The organism is uncultured Eudoraea sp., from assembly GCF_947490415.1.
GTDB lineage: Bacteria > Bacteroidota > Bacteroidia > Flavobacteriales > Flavobacteriaceae > Eudoraea.
Map to the genome: position 1 here is coordinate 61,680 of NZ_CANLGX010000008.1, position 16,755 is coordinate 78,434.

The window sequence follows — 16,755 nt, forward strand, 5'->3', positions numbered from 1 at the left end:
AGAATTTATGGGTGCGCATAATGAATTTGGAAAGGAAGGTGAAGAATTAGCCACAGCTTATTTAGTGAAAAAGGGATACCATATTAAATGTCGTAATTACCGCTATTTGAAAGCTGAAATTGACATTATTGCCCAAAAGGGTAATACCATAGCCATAATTGAAGTGAAGTCGAGAAGATCTGCATACTTTGAAAATATTGCGGAAACGGTAAGCAAAAAGAAAATAGGCTTACTGGTAACAGCGGCCGATTATTATATAAACAGCAATAAATTTGAGAGGGAGGTAAGGTTTGATATCATTACGATCTTAAAAAAAAATAACAGATATATCATAGAGCATCTGGAAGACGCTTTCTACCATTTTTAAAAATTTGTTTTATTTATAACATTATGTTATTTTTGACGCAATACTTTAAATATGAAAACAATCTCGTCTGTTGTAGAACATTACATTAAAAAGAAACCATTTTTACAAAGTGCTCTTGCCCAGGGAATTATTAACCTTACTTCGCTCTCGCGACTTATCAAACCGGAAATTCAGGAAGAATTGGGCAAAGATATCCGCAATGGGGCCATAGTTATGGCGCTTAAACGTTTGTCTGATGATCTTGAATTCAGAGCGACTCACAAAATAATAAAAGTTCTTAAAAATATTGGGGAAATCACAGTACGCTCATCACTAACAGATTTTACCTTTCTGGTTTCCGATACCATTTTAGAAAAACAAACTGCACTCCTGGAGGAGGTGAATAAAAACAAAGATGTTTTTTACACCTCGTCAAGAGGGGTTAATGAGCTTAATATAGTAGTAAGCAATAGTTTGGACAGTATCATAGAAGAGATTTTTAAGGAAGAAAAGTGTACACAGAAAGCGGAAAACCTGGCTTCCATTACTGTAAAACTCCCCGCAGAGAATGTTTCAGTTCCGGGGATTTACTATTTCATTTTTCAGCGATTGGCGTGGGAGGGGATTGTCCTTTACGAAGTTATTTCTACAACTAATGAATTCACAATCATTGTAAATGATGATCAGGTAGACATTGCTTTTAAAACAATAAAGGATTTAAAATCTTTGTAAAATAGCGCTATTAAATTAGTGCTGATAAGCCCTAAAAGGACCATATACAGCATCCCGGAAACTTTTGTGCAGGCCTATTTGGTCATAAGGAAATAGTTGTACAAATAAGACGGCTGTAAGTTCATTTACAGGATCTATCCAGAATAGGGTACTCGCAGCGCCATCCCAGAAAAACTCGCCCACTACGCCATTGTTTTCTTCCTTGGATACAGGAGGACGCAATCGTACTGCGAAATCAATACCAAAACCTACTTGACCTTTACTTGGCAGAAAGGACCGCTTTTCTATACTGTCCGCTAAATGATTTGTAGACATTAATTTTACAGTTTCCGGTTTTAGGATCGTTACAGAATCCAATGTCCCTTCATGCACCATCATACGAGCAAATCGCATATAATTGTCAAGTGTTGAAGTTAGTCCGGATCCCCCCCGGGTTAAAGGCCAATGATTAAAATAATCGGATTTTGCTTCTTCGTCGGGTAGTTGGTTGAGTATTCCGTCGTCATTTTGTAAATACATAGCCGAAAAGCGACCACGGTCATATTCGGGAACATAATAACGCGTCTCTTTCATCCCAAGTGGATCTAAAACATTTTCCCTAACATATTCACCATATGGCTGTCCTGAAATCCGTTCAACCATAAAAGCCTGAACATCTACACAGGGCCCGTATTCCCATTGTTCACCCGGATGAAAATACAGCGGTGTTTCGCCCATTTTTTGGGCCATTTCTACCAGGGTATTGTTTCTGTTTAATGCATCTGCTTCCTTTATCATTAATCCCAAACCGGGAATGTCCGCATTCCTTCCAAATCCTGCCGTATGGCGGGTTAGGTCGCGGATGGTCATGGGACGTTTAGGATCTGTCAGAACCGGATTACCCGAAGCATCTTCACCCTCATAGACTTTCATGTTTGCAAATTCAGGTGCGTATTTGGAAACAGGGTCGTCCAGTTCAAAGGCACCGTCTTCATACAAGGTCATGAGTACCGTGCCGGTTATAGGTTTGGTCATGGAATATATCTGCACAATAGTATTGCGGGCCATGGGTTTTTTCGCCTCGCGATCGGCATAGCCGAAGGCATTGTAATACACTTCCTTGTCTTTTTCATAGATGAGCGCAGAAACCCCGGCTATTTTACCGGAATCAACAAAACTTTTTAAAGTAGAGTCAATACGACTAATAGCCAAATTATCTATTATTACCGAAGAACTTTTAGATTCCTCAGGAGACTTATTAGATTCTTTACATGCAGCATTAATTAGCAAAAAACCTACTATAATAAACCGTGCTAACTTATTCATTATTGATTCATTTTTGTTTACAAAGGGTTATTTATATTCTAATTCGATTCTATCATTATTAAATTCAAATTCAATAAGTAACTTTTTAGCAGCAAATTTATAGTGGGTATAAAGGAAACATTTCTACATTTCCCAACCTGGTCTATAGGTCCTTCCCACAAATTGGTTTGCCTCTTCAAGGTTAGTAATTTTCATATTTTCTCCATCCCATAATAACTTTTTACGCGCAAAAAATTCCATTTTTCCTTCACTATTCTCTTTTCTTAACATATAGCTGCGAATAGCAAGATTACCCATTAAGACAGTCTCTGTCATCGGGCCTGCATAATCAAAGGACGAGGTCAAGGCCAAATGCTCAGGACTATTAAAACCAGCTTTACAAGCATCTGTCCATTTGCGCTGATGGCCGTATTCCGGCTCCTCACTCTCTTCTGTTTCGGGACCAAAATCTGTGGTTCCATCATTTAGATATAGTTTAGGAGTTAATGGAGAACTATCATTTATATTAGTTGAGATTATACCGTTTTCTCCTATTATAAGTACACCATTATAACTTCCCGGCCCTCCAATATCACTATCTGCAGGAATTATTTCCGGATGCGATGGTCTTATCCCGCCGTCGCTCCAGGTCATTTCAATTGCCGATTTACTTTTTTCTGTGGCATCAAAGTGCAGGGTAATGAATGAGGATGGAGGGCAACCTTCCGGGTGATAATCAGCGTTCCACATTTGAGTATAAACAGTTCCGGCACTACATTCTGCATCGGTAGGATATTTAAGTCCGAGGGTCCTAAAAGGGATGTCTATTAGATGGCAACCCACGTCACCAAGTGCACCCGTTCCATAGTCCCACCATCCTCTCCAGTTAAAAGGATGTAAATTGGGAGTGTAGGGTCTGTATTCAGCTGGTCCCAGCCAAAGGTCCCAATTTAAATCTTTGGGCTTTAAATTTTCATCTGGTTCCGGCATAGCATATCCTTGTGGCCAGACAGGACGATTTGTCCAAACCTGTACCTTAGATATTTGTCCCAGCACCCCCGAATCTACCCATTTTTGAACCATTCCTAAAAGCGGGTTGGATCCTCCCTGGTTGCCCATTTGACTTACAATTTTATTTTTTCTTGCCATTTCGGTGAGCATTCGTGCTTCACGGATATTATGGGTCAATGGTTTTTGGACATACACATGTTTGCCCCTTTCCATGGCAAATGCGGCGGCTGGGCCATGAAGATGATCTGGTGTGGAGATGGTAACAGCATCAATATCTTTTTCCTTATCCAGCATCACCCTGAAATCCTCATATAATTTTGCTTTTGAAAATTTTTTAACAGAAGCTGAAGCAGATCCCGAGAAATCTACGTCGCAAAGTGCAACCACTCTTTCCCGTCCATTAACAGATGCGTTCAGAATATCACTTTTTCCTTTTCCACCGGCACCGATTGCGGCCAAATTTAACTGATCACTAGGCGCGGTATATCCAATGCCACCGAGTACATGTCTGGGTACAATAAAAATTGAGGAAGCTATGGCTCCTTTTTTTATAAATGATCTTCGGGATGTTGAATAAGCTTTTTTTGGTTTACTCATGATGCTTAATTAAAAGTTATATGGTCAAAATTTTATTATAACAAAGTTTTTTCCTTACACTTAGAGTTTGGTTATTTAAACCGCACTGATAAGCATAAATAGATTGATATTTACTTACTTAGTAGATGATGTAGATAAAGATAATGAATACCGCTGATCTAACGTAAGTTGATTAACATAATCAAAAAAATAAAAAGGGGTGAGGCGTTTTTAGGGAAGCATCTTCGGGGAAATTACCCTATAGTTACGTACCGAATAATGGAATTGCATTAAATAACTATCTTCTGTTTTTGCGATAATGGTTGAAGTACTTCCAGCGCTTTATTCACAGATTTAATATGATCAAATATTAATAATAGTCTAAGCCCGTTCCGGGTTTGTTTTTCTTTAAGCTTGCAGGTTTCATTATGCTGTTGTGCATAGGAAAGGACATTTGAAAATTCCGGACTTTGGAAAAAGGCAGACTGCTGATCTGAAATAAAGTAACCCAATAGTTTCCCTTTTTTCATAACCACTTTTTCTAATCCAATACCCGTGGCAATCCACTTGATTCGTACCGAGTTTAGCAAATCCTCTACCTGTGTTGGATATGCACCAAATCTGTCAATAAGTTGAGACTCGAATTTTTGAAGTTCTTCTTCCGATTTAAGGGTGTTTAATTCGGTATAAAGGTTTAATCTTTCTGTGGTATTGTTAATATAATCATCCGGGAATAGCAATTCAAAATCAGAATCTAACTGTGTATCCTTGACAAATACTTTTTCCTTTCTTTCAGTTTCCTCATAAAGATCCTTGAATTCGTTCTCTTTTAATTCATCAATAGCTTCGGACAATATTTTTTGATAGGTTTCAAAGCCAATTTCGTTTATAAATCCGCTTTGTTCACCTCCCAACAGGTCTCCTGCACCGCGAATTTCAAGGTCTTTCATTGCAATGTTAAAACCACTTCCCAATGCTGTATATTCTTCCAATGCCTGAATTCGTTTTCTGGCATCGGGAGTCATTACCTCATATGGGGGTGTAATGAAATAACAAAAAGCTTTCTTATTACTTCTGCCAACACGTCCCCTCATCTGATGCAGATCACTTAATCCAAAGTTATTTGCATTATTTATAAAGATGGTATTTGCATTTGTAACATCCAAACCACTTTCCACGATGGTAGTAGAGACCAATACATCGAATTCACCATTCATAAAAGCGAGCATCAAAGTTTCCAATTTCCTGCCTTCCATTTGCCCGTGGCCTATACCTACTTTTGCATCAGGAACCAACCGCTGTATCATTCCGGCAACTTCTTTTATATTTTCTATCCTGTTATGAATAAAAAATATTTGCCCCCCTCTTTGAATTTCATAGGATATAGCATCGCGTATTATTTCTTCGTTAAATTGTGTTACATGACTTTCAATGGGATACCTGTTTGGTGGAGGTGTATTTATCACAGATAAATCCCTCGCTGCCATTAAACTAAATTGCAGCGTTCTTGGAATAGGCGTAGCGGTTAATGTAAGAACGTCTACATTTTCTTTTATTGATTTTAATTTATCTTTTACAGCAACACCGAATTTTTGTTCTTCATCAACAATAAGTAATCCCAGGTCTTTAAACTGAACATTTTTGCTGGCCAATTGATGTGTGCCAATAATGATATCTATTTTCCCTGATTTTAATTCATCAAGAATTATGCGCTTCTCTTTTGCCGTTCTAAAACGGTTAAGATAATCTACTTTAACCGGCATTTCTTTCAATCGTTTGGAGAAAGTTCTGTGGTGTTGAAAGGCAAGGATAGTGGTAGGTACCAGCACCGCCACTTGTTTTCCATTTTCAGCCGCCTTGAATGCTGCCCTTATTGCGACTTCGGTTTTTCCAAATCCAACATCACCACAAACCAGCCTATCCATAGGCCTTTCACTTTCCATGTCTTTTTTGATATCTTCTGTAGCAGTTTCTTGATCGGGAGTGTCCTCATAAATAAATGAGGCTTCCAGTTCTAGTTGCAAATAGCTGTCTGGTGCGTATTGAAATCCTTTGTCCAGTCTTCTTTTGGCATAGACTTTTATAAGATCAAAGGCTATTTTTTTTACTCTGGACTTCGTCTTTTGTTTAAGTTTTTTCCAGGCAGCAGATCCCAATTTGTAAATTTTAGGGACAGCTCCATCCTTTCCATTGTATTTGGAGATCTTGTGTAAGGAATGAATACTTACGTAGAGTATGTCGCGCTCGCCGTACATTAATTTAATGGCTTCCTGTTTTTTGCCTTCCACATCAATTTTTTGAAGCCCTCCAAATTTGCCTATCCCATGGTCTATATGGGTAACATAATCCCCAATTTCCAATTTATTGAGGTCTTTTAGAGTAATAGCCTGTTTTTTCGCATAACCATTTCGCAAATGAAATTTGTGATAGCGCTCAAAGATCTGATGGTCTGTGTAACATGCAATCTTAAGATCATGGTCTATAAAGCCTTGATATAATGGAAGGACTTTAGTTTTATAATGCACATTTTCATCTACTTCATCAAAGATGTCATGTAACCTTTTGGTTTGTACTTCCGAGGAACAGAAAATATAATTTTCATAACCCTTGCGGTTATTCTCATTGAGATTGGTGATAAGTAAATCAAATTTCTTGTTGAAAGCAGGCTGAGGTGTCGTATTAAAATCTATACTCTCAGAATTTGGCATATTATCAAAACCACCTAAAGTAGCGAATGCAAAACCTGTTAATTGCTTTTTAAGCAAGGCAGAATTGGTAAATAATTCTTCAGGTTTCGATTGTTTTAGCTCAGAATTAAGTTCTCCAAATGCCTTTTGTGCTTTTTCAAAAAATAAATCAACCCTGTTATAAGTTAATTCCGGATTTTTTAAGAATATGACGGTATCTGCACTTATGTATTTCAGAAAACTTTCACGGCTTTCATTGAGGTGTTTATTTTCTACGTTGGGAATTATTCTAATTCTGTTAACCTTGTCTATAGATAATTGGGTTTCTACGTCAAAAGTCCGGATACTCTCTACTTCATCTCCAAAAAATTCTATTCTGTAAGGTTCATCATGTGAGAAGGAAAAGACATCCAGGATACCACCGCGTACGGAGAATTCACCCGGCTCGGTCACAAAATCGACCCGTTTGAAATGATACTCAAAAAGCACTTCATTTAGAAAGTCCAATGAAAGTTCATCAGACTTATTTATTTTCAAGGTGTTTTTGCTCAGTTCTTTTCTGGTAACTACTTTTTCAAAAAGGGCGTCAGGGTAGGTAATGATAACCGCAGGTTTTTTTCGGGAATTTATCCGGTTCAAAACTTCTGCCCTAAGCAATACATTAGCATTATCGGTTTCTTCTATTTGGTATGGTCTCCTGTAACTTCCCGGATAGAACAGCACGTCACTTTCACCTATGAGCTGTTCCAGATCGTTAAGTACATATGCAGCTTCTTCTTTATCATTTAAAACGAGGAGAAAAGGCCGGTCTATTTTATTGAAGATTGCAGAGATTACAAAAGAAAAAGAGGATCCGCTAAGGCCATTTAAGGTAATATTGGGTTGGTTTTGGACAATAACATCCTGCAGTTTCCTGAGTTGAGGAGACTGTGCATACAGTTGCTGCAATGAAGATTTGGTCAACCGTTTAATTTTGTGCAAATATAATTGCTGAATGTATGGCAGACCAAGCTTTGATTCAAATTTTTATAATAATGTCATCCGCAATGGCAAATACTTCATCTTTCTTCGCTTTCTTCATGGTGTAAGTTCCTGTAAATTTGCCAAACGCAGGAAGTATTAATTGATCTTGTGTCTTGAAAAAACAAGGAAGACGAAGTGATTGTTTTCCTCTTCCTCTAAGCTTAATAGCCGGGTGAATATGACCTGAAAAATTAAAATACCCTTGTCGCTCTTCCGGATGATGAGTGAGCAGAAATTTTTCTGAGATTAACTCTGATACTACCTGAATTCCAATTCGCTCATATCTCAGAGGTGAAATTATATCGTGATTTCCCCTGACCAAAATAAATTTTAAGTCAGAATGTTTAACCCATTTTTCAAAGAGTACCCATTCCTGATTTAATGAAGAATGGAACAAATCGCCTAAAAAGCAAACCACTTTGGGATCAAAAAAAGCGATAGTTGAATCCAGTAAATCAAAATTTTTGTAAATGGCTCTCTGAGGTACTGCTGCGCCAAATTTTCTAAAATGGGAGATTTTACCCAAATGTACGTCACTGATCAGAAGGGTGGCCTGCTCCTGCCAAAAAAGGGTGCCACTTGGGTGCAGGATGAAATTCTGATCTTGAATTTGAATGGTTTGGGTCATCTTTTCAAAGATAGATAATGTAATGTTTATGCAATAAATGAAATCTTATTCGAATTGCCATCTCATTGATTTTTCATTTGCTTTTAGTTAAAATGGCGGTCATCCTTTTAATGCGGTCTGCCAGCTTTTCGCTGGATAGTTTTTCCCTCAATCTGTCTGTGATTAATGGGAAAGAGAAGGGCGTGGGACTTGTACAAGGTCTCCATACGATCTCCTGCCCGGCTATACGTTCCAGAGCAATTCGCAAACGACCTTCTTCCAACTGATGTTCAAAAGTCTCTCTGAACGCCTGCTGAAACAATAGGTTATCCGATTCATAATCCCTGAAAACATCAAATAATAACTGTGAATTACTCTGCAAATGCTTCATTTTGACACCTTTTTCGGGGTATCCTGTAAAAACCATTCCGCTAATCACAGCAATATCGCGGAACTTACGCCGCGCCATCTCAGTTGAATTCAAGCTTTTTTGAAGATCATCAATCAAGTATGAGGTCGTAAATAAATCGTTATCAAGAACCTGTTGCATATCCAGTTCTTTATCCGATAAGAGCTCAAAACCATAGTCATTAAAGGCAAGGGAAAAAGTAATTGGAGATAGCAGGCTAATTCTGTAACTCAGTAAACTGCCCATCGCCTCATGAACAAATCTACCTTCAAAGGGATAAAAGATATGATGGTAACCTTCCTGAGTTTGGAAAGTTTCTATTAAAAACTCATTGGGTTTAGGCACAATACTTTCCACTTGTTGTCTGGAAAATATTGTTTTAAGTGCCCTAATTTCGGGGGACTGATCTTTTTCATTCAATTGTACTGAGTAAAGCTCTTCTCTCAGTAATTTTGACATCTGTGCAGATAATGTTAATCTGCCGCCCATCCATGCTGGTACTTTTGAGGATTTTTTGGATGAATTTCGCACGTGAGCCTGCATTTCTTTTATGCGGATAAATTCCAGATTTCTCCCCGCAAAAGTAAATACATCACCCTGCTTTAATTTTGAAATGAAATATTCTTCAATGGTTCCTATATAGCCTCCTTTTTGATAACGAACAGTAATATTTGCGTCGCCAACAATGGTGCCTATCTGAAACCGATGTCTCATAGCAACACCGCGATTGGTAACTTTGAATTTTCCATTTTCATCTACCTCTACCTTTTTGTATTCATCATAGGATTGTAAACTCTGACTTCCCAAAACAATGAAGTTTAACAGCCATTGCCATTCGTCGACAGTAATACTTTGATAGCAAAAGGTTTGCTTAATTTCCGGAAAGATCTTGTCCGGGATAAATCCATTTGATACAGCAAGAGTGATTAAGTACTGTATTAAAACATCAAAACTATTGAGGTAGGGGATCCTATCTTCAACTGCTTTTTTTTTCACAGCCTGCTTCAGGGCAGAGGCCTCTACGAGTTCGATGGCATGGGTTGGAAGGAAATAAATAACACTTTCTTCGCCGGGTCTATGACCGCTTCGTCCCGCTCTTTGTAAAAACCGGGCAACACCTTTTGGCCCACCAATTTGTACTACGGTTTCCACCGGCGCGAAATCTACACCGAGATCCAGGCTGGATGTACAAACCACAGCTTTGAGGCTTTCATTTCTTATAGCTTGTTCTACCCATTGCCTAGTTTCCTTATTTATACTTCCGTGATGCATGGCAATTTCACCGGCTAATTCCGGATGTTTTTCCAGGATTTTTTGAAACCAGATTTCACATTGACTTCTGGTATTTGTAAATAGTAGTGTAGTTCTGCTCTTATTTATTATAGGAATTACTTCATCAAGCAAGCGCAGACCCAAATGGCCCCGCCAGGGAAAAGTTTCCATCTCTTTGGGAATAATACTCTTTACGGTGATCTTCTTTTTGAGATTGGCCCTAATCAGTACAGAATTTTGATGAGCAGAAGATTCCGGACCCAACAGTACTTCTCGGGCCTGCTCAAGATTACCGATCGTGGCAGAAATACCCCAAATACGTAAATCTTTTGCAACTCCTTTAAGTCGTGATAGGCCAAGTTCTGTTTGTACCCCTCGTTTGGTGCCAAGCAATTCGTGCCATTCATCTACCACTATAGCAGAACAGTTCTTAAAAATTACATCATATCCTTTTGTGGCTAAAAGCAATTGCAGACTTTCGGGAGTGGTAATAAGCAGGTCTGGCATTACTCTTCGTTGCCTGGCCCTTTCAGAAGTTGAGGTATCTCCGGAGCGTATACCCACGGTAAGTTGAGTATCTAAATCGCGGTTCACTCTTTCTGCGGATTGCTTTATCTCCTGTGACAAAGCCCTTAAGGGAGTAATCCAAATGGCCTTAAGTCCTTTTTTATGTTTTGTCTTATAATCAGGGTTATTTTTGATATAGTTTAAGATGATAGGAAACCACAATGCATAGGTCTTTCCACTCCCTGTAGGGGCATTTAGCAGACCGTGTTTTCCATTTAAAAAGGCCGACCAGGTTTTTATTTGAAATGGGTGAGGTTTCCAATCTTGTTGACTAAACCAATCTTCTGCCAGATTATAAAGTTGTTGTTTTGTCATTCTTTCTCTTCTGGCTTTTGGTTCTTTTGGACCCTTGTCTTTTGGGTGTCCTGATCTTTATTGGGGGTTATTCCTTTCCCTGTTGAGATTTGACTCTCGATACAAAATGAGACCATGGAGCGCTCTGTGAAATTACAAATTTCTCTTTGAAACCAATCAGGAATATAGAATCCCAACATGAAAGAATTTGTTAAATATTTTGAAGTTTTATTAAAAGTATGATCTTTAAAAAAAGTATATTTACGGCTTAAATTAGTACTGTTTTATGCCTATAGTAGATTTATACTTTCATAGTGAACACCGGCGAAATTTAGCTCATTTCGCTTCTTTAGCATCTCTTGCAGCCGTTGATGGCGAGATTAATCCCAAAGAGAAAGGTTTATTAGACCGATTTGCCCGAAAACTTGATATTACCAATGAGGAATACAAGGAGGTAATGAAAAAATCCAACAAATATCCCATAACTCCTTCGAATAGTTTAGAAGAACGTCTTGAGCGATTATACGATCTGTTTAAATTAATATATGTAGATCATCATGTAGACGATGAGGAGATGGTATTACTGAAGAAATACGCCATTGGATTAGGTTTTCCAATAAAAAAAGCGAACCACATTATAGAAAAGACTGTGGCCATATTTAGTGGAAGATTTAATTTTGATGATTATTTGTATATCCTAAAGCATTAGCAGGGGGAACTAAAAATAAAACTTCAGAACTATTCGTTTTCTCGAATTTTTTGTCTGGCCATAAATTCCTCCGCTTTTTCCACCATTTTAGAGCTTCCGCAGAAGAAAGGAACGCGTTCGTGCAATTCCGTCGGTTGTATTTCCATTATTCTTCTAAAACCATCACTGGCTTTTCCATTTGCCTGTTCAGCTATATAAGCCATGGGATTGCATTCATATAACAAGCGTAATTTACCGTTAGAAGCAACACTGCTTTTGGGATATAAGTAAATGCCGCCTTTTATCATATTTCTGTGAAAATCTGAAACCAGAGAACCAATATATCTTGAGGTGTAAGGCCTGTCTTCTTCTTCTAATTGGCAGTACTTGATATAATCCTTTACTCCCTGAGGAAAATGAATATAGTTACCTTCATTCACTGAATATATCTTACCTGTTTCCGGATATTTCATATCCGGATGGGAAAGATAGAATGTTCCTATTGCCGGATTTAGTGTAAATCCATTAACTCCGTATCCTGTAGTATACACAAGCATAGTTGAAGTCCCATAGATTATATAACCGGCAGCTACCTGGTTAATGCCTGGCTGAAGAAAATCTTCAAGGGTAACCGGGGTACCAACAGGGGTAATTCTTCTATAAATGGAAAAAATGGTTCCGACAGATACATTTACGTCAATATTAGATGAACCATCCAAAGGATCAATAAGGACAACATATTTGTTCTGGTGCAGTTCGTCATTACTATTAACGCTGATAAAATCATCCTCTTCTTCTGATGCTATTCCGCAAACTATTTCCCTGTTCTTTAAGGTCTGAATAAATTTTTCATTGGCGAGAACATCTAATTTTTGTTGATCTTCACCCTGGATATTGGTATCTCCTGCTGCTCCAAGGATATCTATAAGTCCGGCCTTGTTAACCTCGTGATTTACTACCTTACAGGCAAGCCTTATGGCGTTTATTAATTTAGATAATTCCCCTGAAGAATATTGGAAAGAGGCTTGATTTTCAATAATAAATTCCCCAAGAGTTTTATTTTTTTTATCCATTAAGGAAGGTTGTTTTATTTGAATACAAATATCGGTTATTTTGTTAAACTATAAGGTTTTCGGGGCCTGTATGTTTTTTATATTTATAACTTTGTGTTTTATTTGTAACAATTATGGAATATCAAATCAGGGAAGCCGTGGCAGAAGATATGCCCGCGGTTTTAGAACTAATAAAGGAATTAGCTAGATTCGAGAAAGAAGAGAATGCCGTTGAGATGACAACAGAGGGGCTGGTAAATGACGGATTTGGTAATGAGAAATTATTTCATTGTTTTGTAGGGGTTATGAATAACAGTGTTAAAGGGATGGCATTGATATATCCCAGGTATTCAACCTGGAAAGGTCCTGTAGTACATTTGGAAGATTTAATTGTTTCGGAAGCCTTCCGGGGCAGTGGCCTGGGTACGGCCCTACTTAACGAGGTTGTAAAATTTGCAGCGAAATTGGGCGTTAAGCGTATATCCTGGGATGTGCTCGACTGGAATGAGCCGGCCATTGATTTTTATGAAAAGAAAGGAGCCAAAGTATTGCGCGATTGGGATGTGGTGCATTTAGATGAAAGAGGTATTCAAGAATATTTAAGTAAGTTATGAGAGTATTTAAGTTTGGAGGAGCATCGGTTAAAGATGCGAATGGAATCAGAAATCTAGTAAAAGTCCTGGAGGAGACCGGACATCAGAACACATTTTTAGTGGTTTCAGCAATGGGAAAAATGACCAACGCAATGGAGGCTGTCGTTAATGCTTATTTTGATAAGCGTGTGGGATTAAAAAATGCTTTTGAAGAAGTGGTTTTGTATCACCAAACTATTCTGGAGGCCTTATTTGAAGATAAAAAACACCCTGTTTATCCAAAAGTTAACCTTCTATTTAAGGAAGTTCAAGGCTTTTTGGCATGGAACAAATCACCAAATTACAGTTTTGTTTATGACCAGGTAGTCGGATATGGAGAATTACTTTCAACTACCATTGTGAGTATGTATCTAAATGAAGTAGGGATTAAAAATTACTGGATTGACATTCGGGATTTTATAAAGACCGATGACAACTATAGAGATGGCAGGGTAAATTGGGAAAAAACACAACAGCACATTTCGCAGGGTGTAGAAGCAAATAAATTATATATTACGCAGGGATTTTTAGCAAGTGACGATAATAATTTTACCACAACACTTGGCAGAGAAGGTTCAGATTATACTGCAGCTATTCTGGCCTATTGTCTCAATGCCAATTCGGTTACCATTTGGAAAGATGTTCCGGGAGTACTAAATGCAGATCCAAGGTATTTTGAGGAGACACGTCTTTTAAACAAAATATCTTATCGCGAGGCTATAGAACTGGCTTTTTACGGAGCGTCTGTAATTCACCCCAAGACTTTACAGCCCTTGCAGAGAAAGGAAATACCTCTTCATGTTAAATCGTTTATTAATCCTAAGGATGCCGGTACTACAGTTGGTAAAGGTATAGGGATTGAACCCGAGATACCTTGTTTTATTGTTAAGAAGAACCAGGTCTTGATGAAACTCTCTTCCCTGGATTTTTCATTTATTGTTGAAGACAGTATAGGTGACCTCTTTAAATTGCTGCACGATTATAAAATGAAGGTGGACCTTATACAAAATTCCGCAATTAGTTTTTCCGTTTGTGTAGATAACAAGTTTAACCGACTTAGTGATTTATTGGATCAACTGTCTGGTAAGTTTAAGGTAGTCTGTCATGAGGATGTTTCTTTGTATACTATCCGACACTTTAATACTGAGGCCATAAAATCTTTACAGAATGGGAGAGATGTTCTTTTAGAACAGCGCGGAAAGGAAACCTTACAATTAGTGGTAAAGCAGTAAATTAAAAGCAGTAGTTTACTATGTTAAAATAATGGGCTCTCCTCTTGATTTCCCTATATTTACTTATATATAGTTAAATAGTCTATGGGTTTAGTCACCGTAAAAGAAGTAGCCAAGGCCATAAATCTCGAGCGATATGGTTTTTTCGGAACATTCATAGGATGGATCCTGGTAAGGTTAACCAAATTGTCTGAAATCAATAAGTTTTATGACCAGCATAAGGAATTGGAGGGATCTGAATTCCTCGACGCCATCCTCGAACATTATGAAATAGACTTTGAAATTCCGGAAGGTGATTTTAAGAGACTTCCTAAGGATGGAGCCTACATTACTATAAGCAATCATCCGCTGGGAGGTATTGATGGGGTTTTACTTCTAAAGTTGATGTTGCAACAGAGACCTGATTTCAAGATTATTGCTAATTTTTTACTTCACCGGATCGAACCAATGTCGCCCTATATCATGCCTGTGAATCCTTTTGAAAACCACAAAGATGCCAAAAGTAGTATTGCAGGTTTTAAAAACGCTTTGAGTCATTTAAGGGATGGACATCCCCTGGGTATTTTCCCGGCAGGAGAAGTATCCACCTATAAAGATGGAAAACTAATAGTTGACAAGCCCTGGGAGGAATCTGCTTTAAAACTTATTCGAAAAGCCGAGGTACCTGTTGTTCCCATTTATTTTCATGCAAAGAATAGTAAATTATTCTATCATTTATCAAAGTTCAACGATATCTTCAGGACGGCTAAATTACCTTCTGAAGTTACTACTCAAAGGAACAGGGCTATTAAAGTAAGAATAGGACAACCCATTCCCGTAAAATCCCAGAAGGAAAATCAAAGTTTGGCGGAGTTTTCAGAACTGTTGCGTAAAAAAACATACATGCTCGCAAATGCGTATGAAAAAGAACGTTTAATAGACCAGATACCCACCAATTTGAAAATACCAAAACCTCCAAGAAAGATAGCCGGTGAAATGCGGACGGAGGTAATACAAGGCGAATTAGAAAAATTAAGAGAGAAGGATTGCCGTTTATTAGAAAGCAAGAATTATGAGGTGTTTTTGGCTCAGGCAAACGATATGCCTTTTATTCTTAAGGAAATTGGAAGACAAAGAGAACTGACATTCAGGGCAATAGGCGAGGGAACAAACAATTCTATTGATCTGGATAAATTTGATTATTACTACCACCATTTGTTTCTGTGGGATAATGCCGAAAAGAAAATAGTTGGTGCCTATAGGATGGGGATGGGTTCCGAAATTTTTAAGAACTATGGGATTAATGGTTTCTATTTACAGGACCTGTTTGGATTTGAACCTGAATTATACGGAATGATGAGGCAGTCCATTGAAATGGGCCGTGCCTATATTGTTAAGGAATATCAGCAAAAACCAATGCCTTTGTTTCTGCTTTGGAAGGGCATAGTTCATACTACATTAAGGCATCCCGAACATAAATATTTAATTGGTGGAGTTAGCATAAGCAACCAATTTTCAAATTTTTCCAAGTCCCTGATGATAGAATTTATGAAATCAAATTATTGGGATCCGTATGTAGCACAATATATCAGGCCGAAAAAGGAATTTAAAGTAAAATTAAATGATGCCGATAAGGAATTCATATTTGATGAAACGGAGGCAGACCTTAATAAATTTGACAGGTTAATTGACGAAGTAGAACCGGGAAGCCTTAGATTACCCGTGTTAATAAAAAAGTATATTAAACAGAATGCCAGAGTGGTTGCATTTAATGTTGATCCGTTATTTAATAATTCAGTGGACGGCCTTATGTATATAAAAATTGCCGACTTGCCTGAGAGTACCGTAAGGCCTGTGATGGAAGAGTTTCAGGCAGAGTTGGAAAGAAAACTTACCGAAAAGAGCGGGACTGCCTAGTTCAATTCCTTTTCTGCAAATTTTTTACAAAAATCTCTTATCTCATTGCGTGCTTTTAAAAAGGCCGTATGCTTTTCTTCTTCTGTTCCAATTACTTTGGAAGGGTCAAAAAAGTTATGGTGGATCCTTTTTGCATCCTTTGAGGGAATATAGGGGCAGTTTTCCCTGGCATGGTCACAGACAGTAATTATAAAATCCCAGGGGATTCCATCGTATTCATCTACATTATTTGAGGTATGCGTTGAAATGTCTATTCCATCCTCTTTCATTATTGCCACTGCACCGGGATTCAGTCCATGCGTTTCAATTCCCGCACTGTATATTTTGGCCTTCCCATTTAGTAGCGCACTGAGATAGCCATGTGCCATTTGACTGCGGCAGGAGTTACCCGTACACAATACCAAGATATTTTTCATACTAATTACTTTTTTAAGTTTTCGATTTAAA

General features: G+C 38.0%; 14 protein-coding genes. 6 read left to right on the forward strand and 8 right to left on the reverse strand.

Annotated features, from left to right (window positions below):
* Nucleotides 1-7 precede the first annotated feature (7 nt).
* Entirely contained in the window at nucleotides 8-367 is a 360-nt protein-coding gene (locus Q0874_RS16380; RefSeq protein WP_299164600.1) for a YraN family protein, read from the forward strand.
* A gap of 51 nt (nucleotides 368-418) precedes the next feature.
* The gene (locus Q0874_RS16385) at nucleotides 419-1,078 is read left to right on the forward strand and encodes an aspartate kinase (protein WP_299164601.1); all 660 of its coding nucleotides are present in this window, start codon (nucleotides 419-421) and stop codon (nucleotides 1,076-1,078) included.
* 15 nt (nucleotides 1,079-1,093) lie between these two features.
* On the opposite strand, the gene Q0874_RS16390 is transcribed toward Q0874_RS16385, so the two are convergent.
* From Q0874_RS16390 to Q0874_RS16415, 6 genes are all read right to left on the reverse strand, one after another.
* Nucleotides 1,094-2,383: a serine hydrolase gene (locus Q0874_RS16390; RefSeq protein ID WP_299164602.1), complete on the reverse strand. Its 1,290-nt coding sequence runs from the start codon at nucleotides 2,381-2,383 to the stop codon at nucleotides 1,094-1,096.
* Between the two features lie 123 nt (nucleotides 2,384-2,506).
* Entirely contained in the window at nucleotides 2,507-3,970 is a 1,464-nt protein-coding gene (locus Q0874_RS16395) for a Gfo/Idh/MocA family oxidoreductase (RefSeq protein WP_299164603.1), read from the reverse strand.
* Nucleotides 3,971-4,239: 269 nt separating this feature from the next.
* Nucleotides 4,240-7,599 (reverse strand): transcription-repair coupling factor, encoded by a 3,360-nt coding sequence (gene mfd / locus Q0874_RS16400; RefSeq protein WP_299164604.1) that lies wholly within the window; start codon nucleotides 7,597-7,599, stop codon nucleotides 4,240-4,242.
* A 55-nt stretch (nucleotides 7,600-7,654) separates the two neighbouring features.
* Complete coding sequence (gene pdeM / locus Q0874_RS16405) at nucleotides 7,655-8,287, reverse strand: ligase-associated DNA damage response endonuclease PdeM (protein WP_299164605.1); 633 nt, start codon at nucleotides 8,285-8,287, stop codon at nucleotides 7,655-7,657.
* 73 nt (nucleotides 8,288-8,360) lie between these two features.
* Nucleotides 8,361-10,829, reverse strand: coding sequence for a ligase-associated DNA damage response DEXH box helicase (locus Q0874_RS16410; RefSeq protein WP_299164606.1), 2,469 nt, complete (start codon nucleotides 10,827-10,829; stop codon nucleotides 8,361-8,363).
* Nucleotides 10,826-11,008, reverse strand: a complete 183-nt coding sequence (locus Q0874_RS16415; protein ID WP_299164607.1) for a hypothetical protein — start codon at nucleotides 11,006-11,008, stop codon at nucleotides 10,826-10,828. The genes Q0874_RS16410 and Q0874_RS16415 overlap by 4 nt, the downstream gene beginning before the upstream one ends.
* A gap of 86 nt (nucleotides 11,009-11,094) precedes the next feature.
* Here Q0874_RS16415 and Q0874_RS16420 point away from each other — a divergent pair, with 86 nt between their 5' ends.
* Nucleotides 11,095-11,517, forward strand: coding sequence for a TerB family tellurite resistance protein (locus Q0874_RS16420; protein WP_299164608.1), 423 nt, complete (start codon nucleotides 11,095-11,097; stop codon nucleotides 11,515-11,517).
* Nucleotides 11,518-11,546: 29 nt separating this feature from the next.
* On the opposite strand, the gene fbp is transcribed toward Q0874_RS16420, so the two are convergent.
* A complete protein-coding gene (gene fbp / locus Q0874_RS16425; protein WP_299164609.1) occupies nucleotides 11,547-12,569 on the reverse strand; it encodes a class 1 fructose-bisphosphatase in 1,023 nt (340 codons plus the stop codon).
* 113 nt (nucleotides 12,570-12,682) lie between these two features.
* Here fbp and Q0874_RS16430 point away from each other — a divergent pair, with 113 nt between their 5' ends.
* From Q0874_RS16430 to Q0874_RS16440, 3 genes are all read left to right on the forward strand, one after another.
* Nucleotides 12,683-13,162, forward strand: coding sequence for a GNAT family N-acetyltransferase (locus tag Q0874_RS16430; RefSeq protein WP_299164610.1), 480 nt, complete (start codon nucleotides 12,683-12,685; stop codon nucleotides 13,160-13,162).
* Nucleotides 13,159-14,412 carry an aspartate kinase gene (locus Q0874_RS16435; RefSeq protein ID WP_299164611.1) on the forward strand — a complete coding sequence of 418 codons (1,254 nt, stop codon included), beginning with the start codon at nucleotides 13,159-13,161 and terminating at the stop codon, nucleotides 14,410-14,412. The genes Q0874_RS16430 and Q0874_RS16435 overlap by 4 nt, the downstream gene beginning before the upstream one ends.
* An 84-nt stretch (nucleotides 14,413-14,496) precedes the next feature.
* The gene (locus Q0874_RS16440; RefSeq protein ID WP_299164612.1) at nucleotides 14,497-16,308 is read left to right on the forward strand and encodes a lysophospholipid acyltransferase family protein; all 1,812 of its coding nucleotides are present in this window, start codon (nucleotides 14,497-14,499) and stop codon (nucleotides 16,306-16,308) included.
* Here the strand turns inward: Q0874_RS16440 and Q0874_RS16445 are convergent.
* Nucleotides 16,305-16,724: an arsenate reductase ArsC gene (locus tag Q0874_RS16445; protein WP_299164613.1), complete on the reverse strand. Its 420-nt coding sequence runs from the start codon at nucleotides 16,722-16,724 to the stop codon at nucleotides 16,305-16,307. The two genes, Q0874_RS16440 and Q0874_RS16445, sit on opposite strands and share 4 nt — an antisense overlap.
* Between the last annotated feature and the right edge of the window lie 31 nt (nucleotides 16,725-16,755).

Coding starts and splice junctions, on each gene's coding strand:
- Q0874_RS16445 (WP_299164613.1), bottom strand. CDS start 16,724: ATGAAAAATATCTTGGTATTGTGTACGGGTAACTCCTGCCGCAGTCAA.
- Q0874_RS16390 (WP_299164602.1), bottom strand. CDS start 2,383: ATGAATAAGTTAGCACGGTTTATTATAGTAGGTTTTTTGCTAATTAAT.
- Q0874_RS16410 (WP_299164606.1), bottom strand. CDS start 10,829: ATGACAAAACAACAACTTTATAATCTGGCAGAAGATTGGTTTAGTCAA.
- Q0874_RS16415 (WP_299164607.1), bottom strand. CDS start 11,008: ATGTTGGGATTCTATATTCCTGATTGGTTTCAAAGAGAAATTTGTAAT.
- Q0874_RS16385 (WP_299164601.1), top strand. CDS start 419: ATGAAAACAATCTCGTCTGTTGTAGAACATTACATTAAAAAGAAACCA.
- Q0874_RS16440 (WP_299164612.1), top strand. CDS start 14,497: ATGGGTTTAGTCACCGTAAAAGAAGTAGCCAAGGCCATAAATCTCGAG.
- Q0874_RS16430 (WP_299164610.1), top strand. CDS start 12,683: ATGGAATATCAAATCAGGGAAGCCGTGGCAGAAGATATGCCCGCGGTT.
- Q0874_RS16380 (WP_299164600.1), top strand. CDS start 8: ATGGGTGCGCATAATGAATTTGGAAAGGAAGGTGAAGAATTAGCCACA.
- fbp (WP_299164609.1), bottom strand. CDS start 12,569: ATGGATAAAAAAAATAAAACTCTTGGGGAATTTATTATTGAAAATCAA.
- Q0874_RS16395 (WP_299164603.1), bottom strand. CDS start 3,970: ATGAGTAAACCAAAAAAAGCTTATTCAACATCCCGAAGATCATTTATA.
- Q0874_RS16435 (WP_299164611.1), top strand. CDS start 13,159: ATGAGAGTATTTAAGTTTGGAGGAGCATCGGTTAAAGATGCGAATGGA.
- pdeM (WP_299164605.1), bottom strand. CDS start 8,287: ATGACCCAAACCATTCAAATTCAAGATCAGAATTTCATCCTGCACCCA.
- Q0874_RS16420 (WP_299164608.1), top strand. CDS start 11,095: ATGCCTATAGTAGATTTATACTTTCATAGTGAACACCGGCGAAATTTA.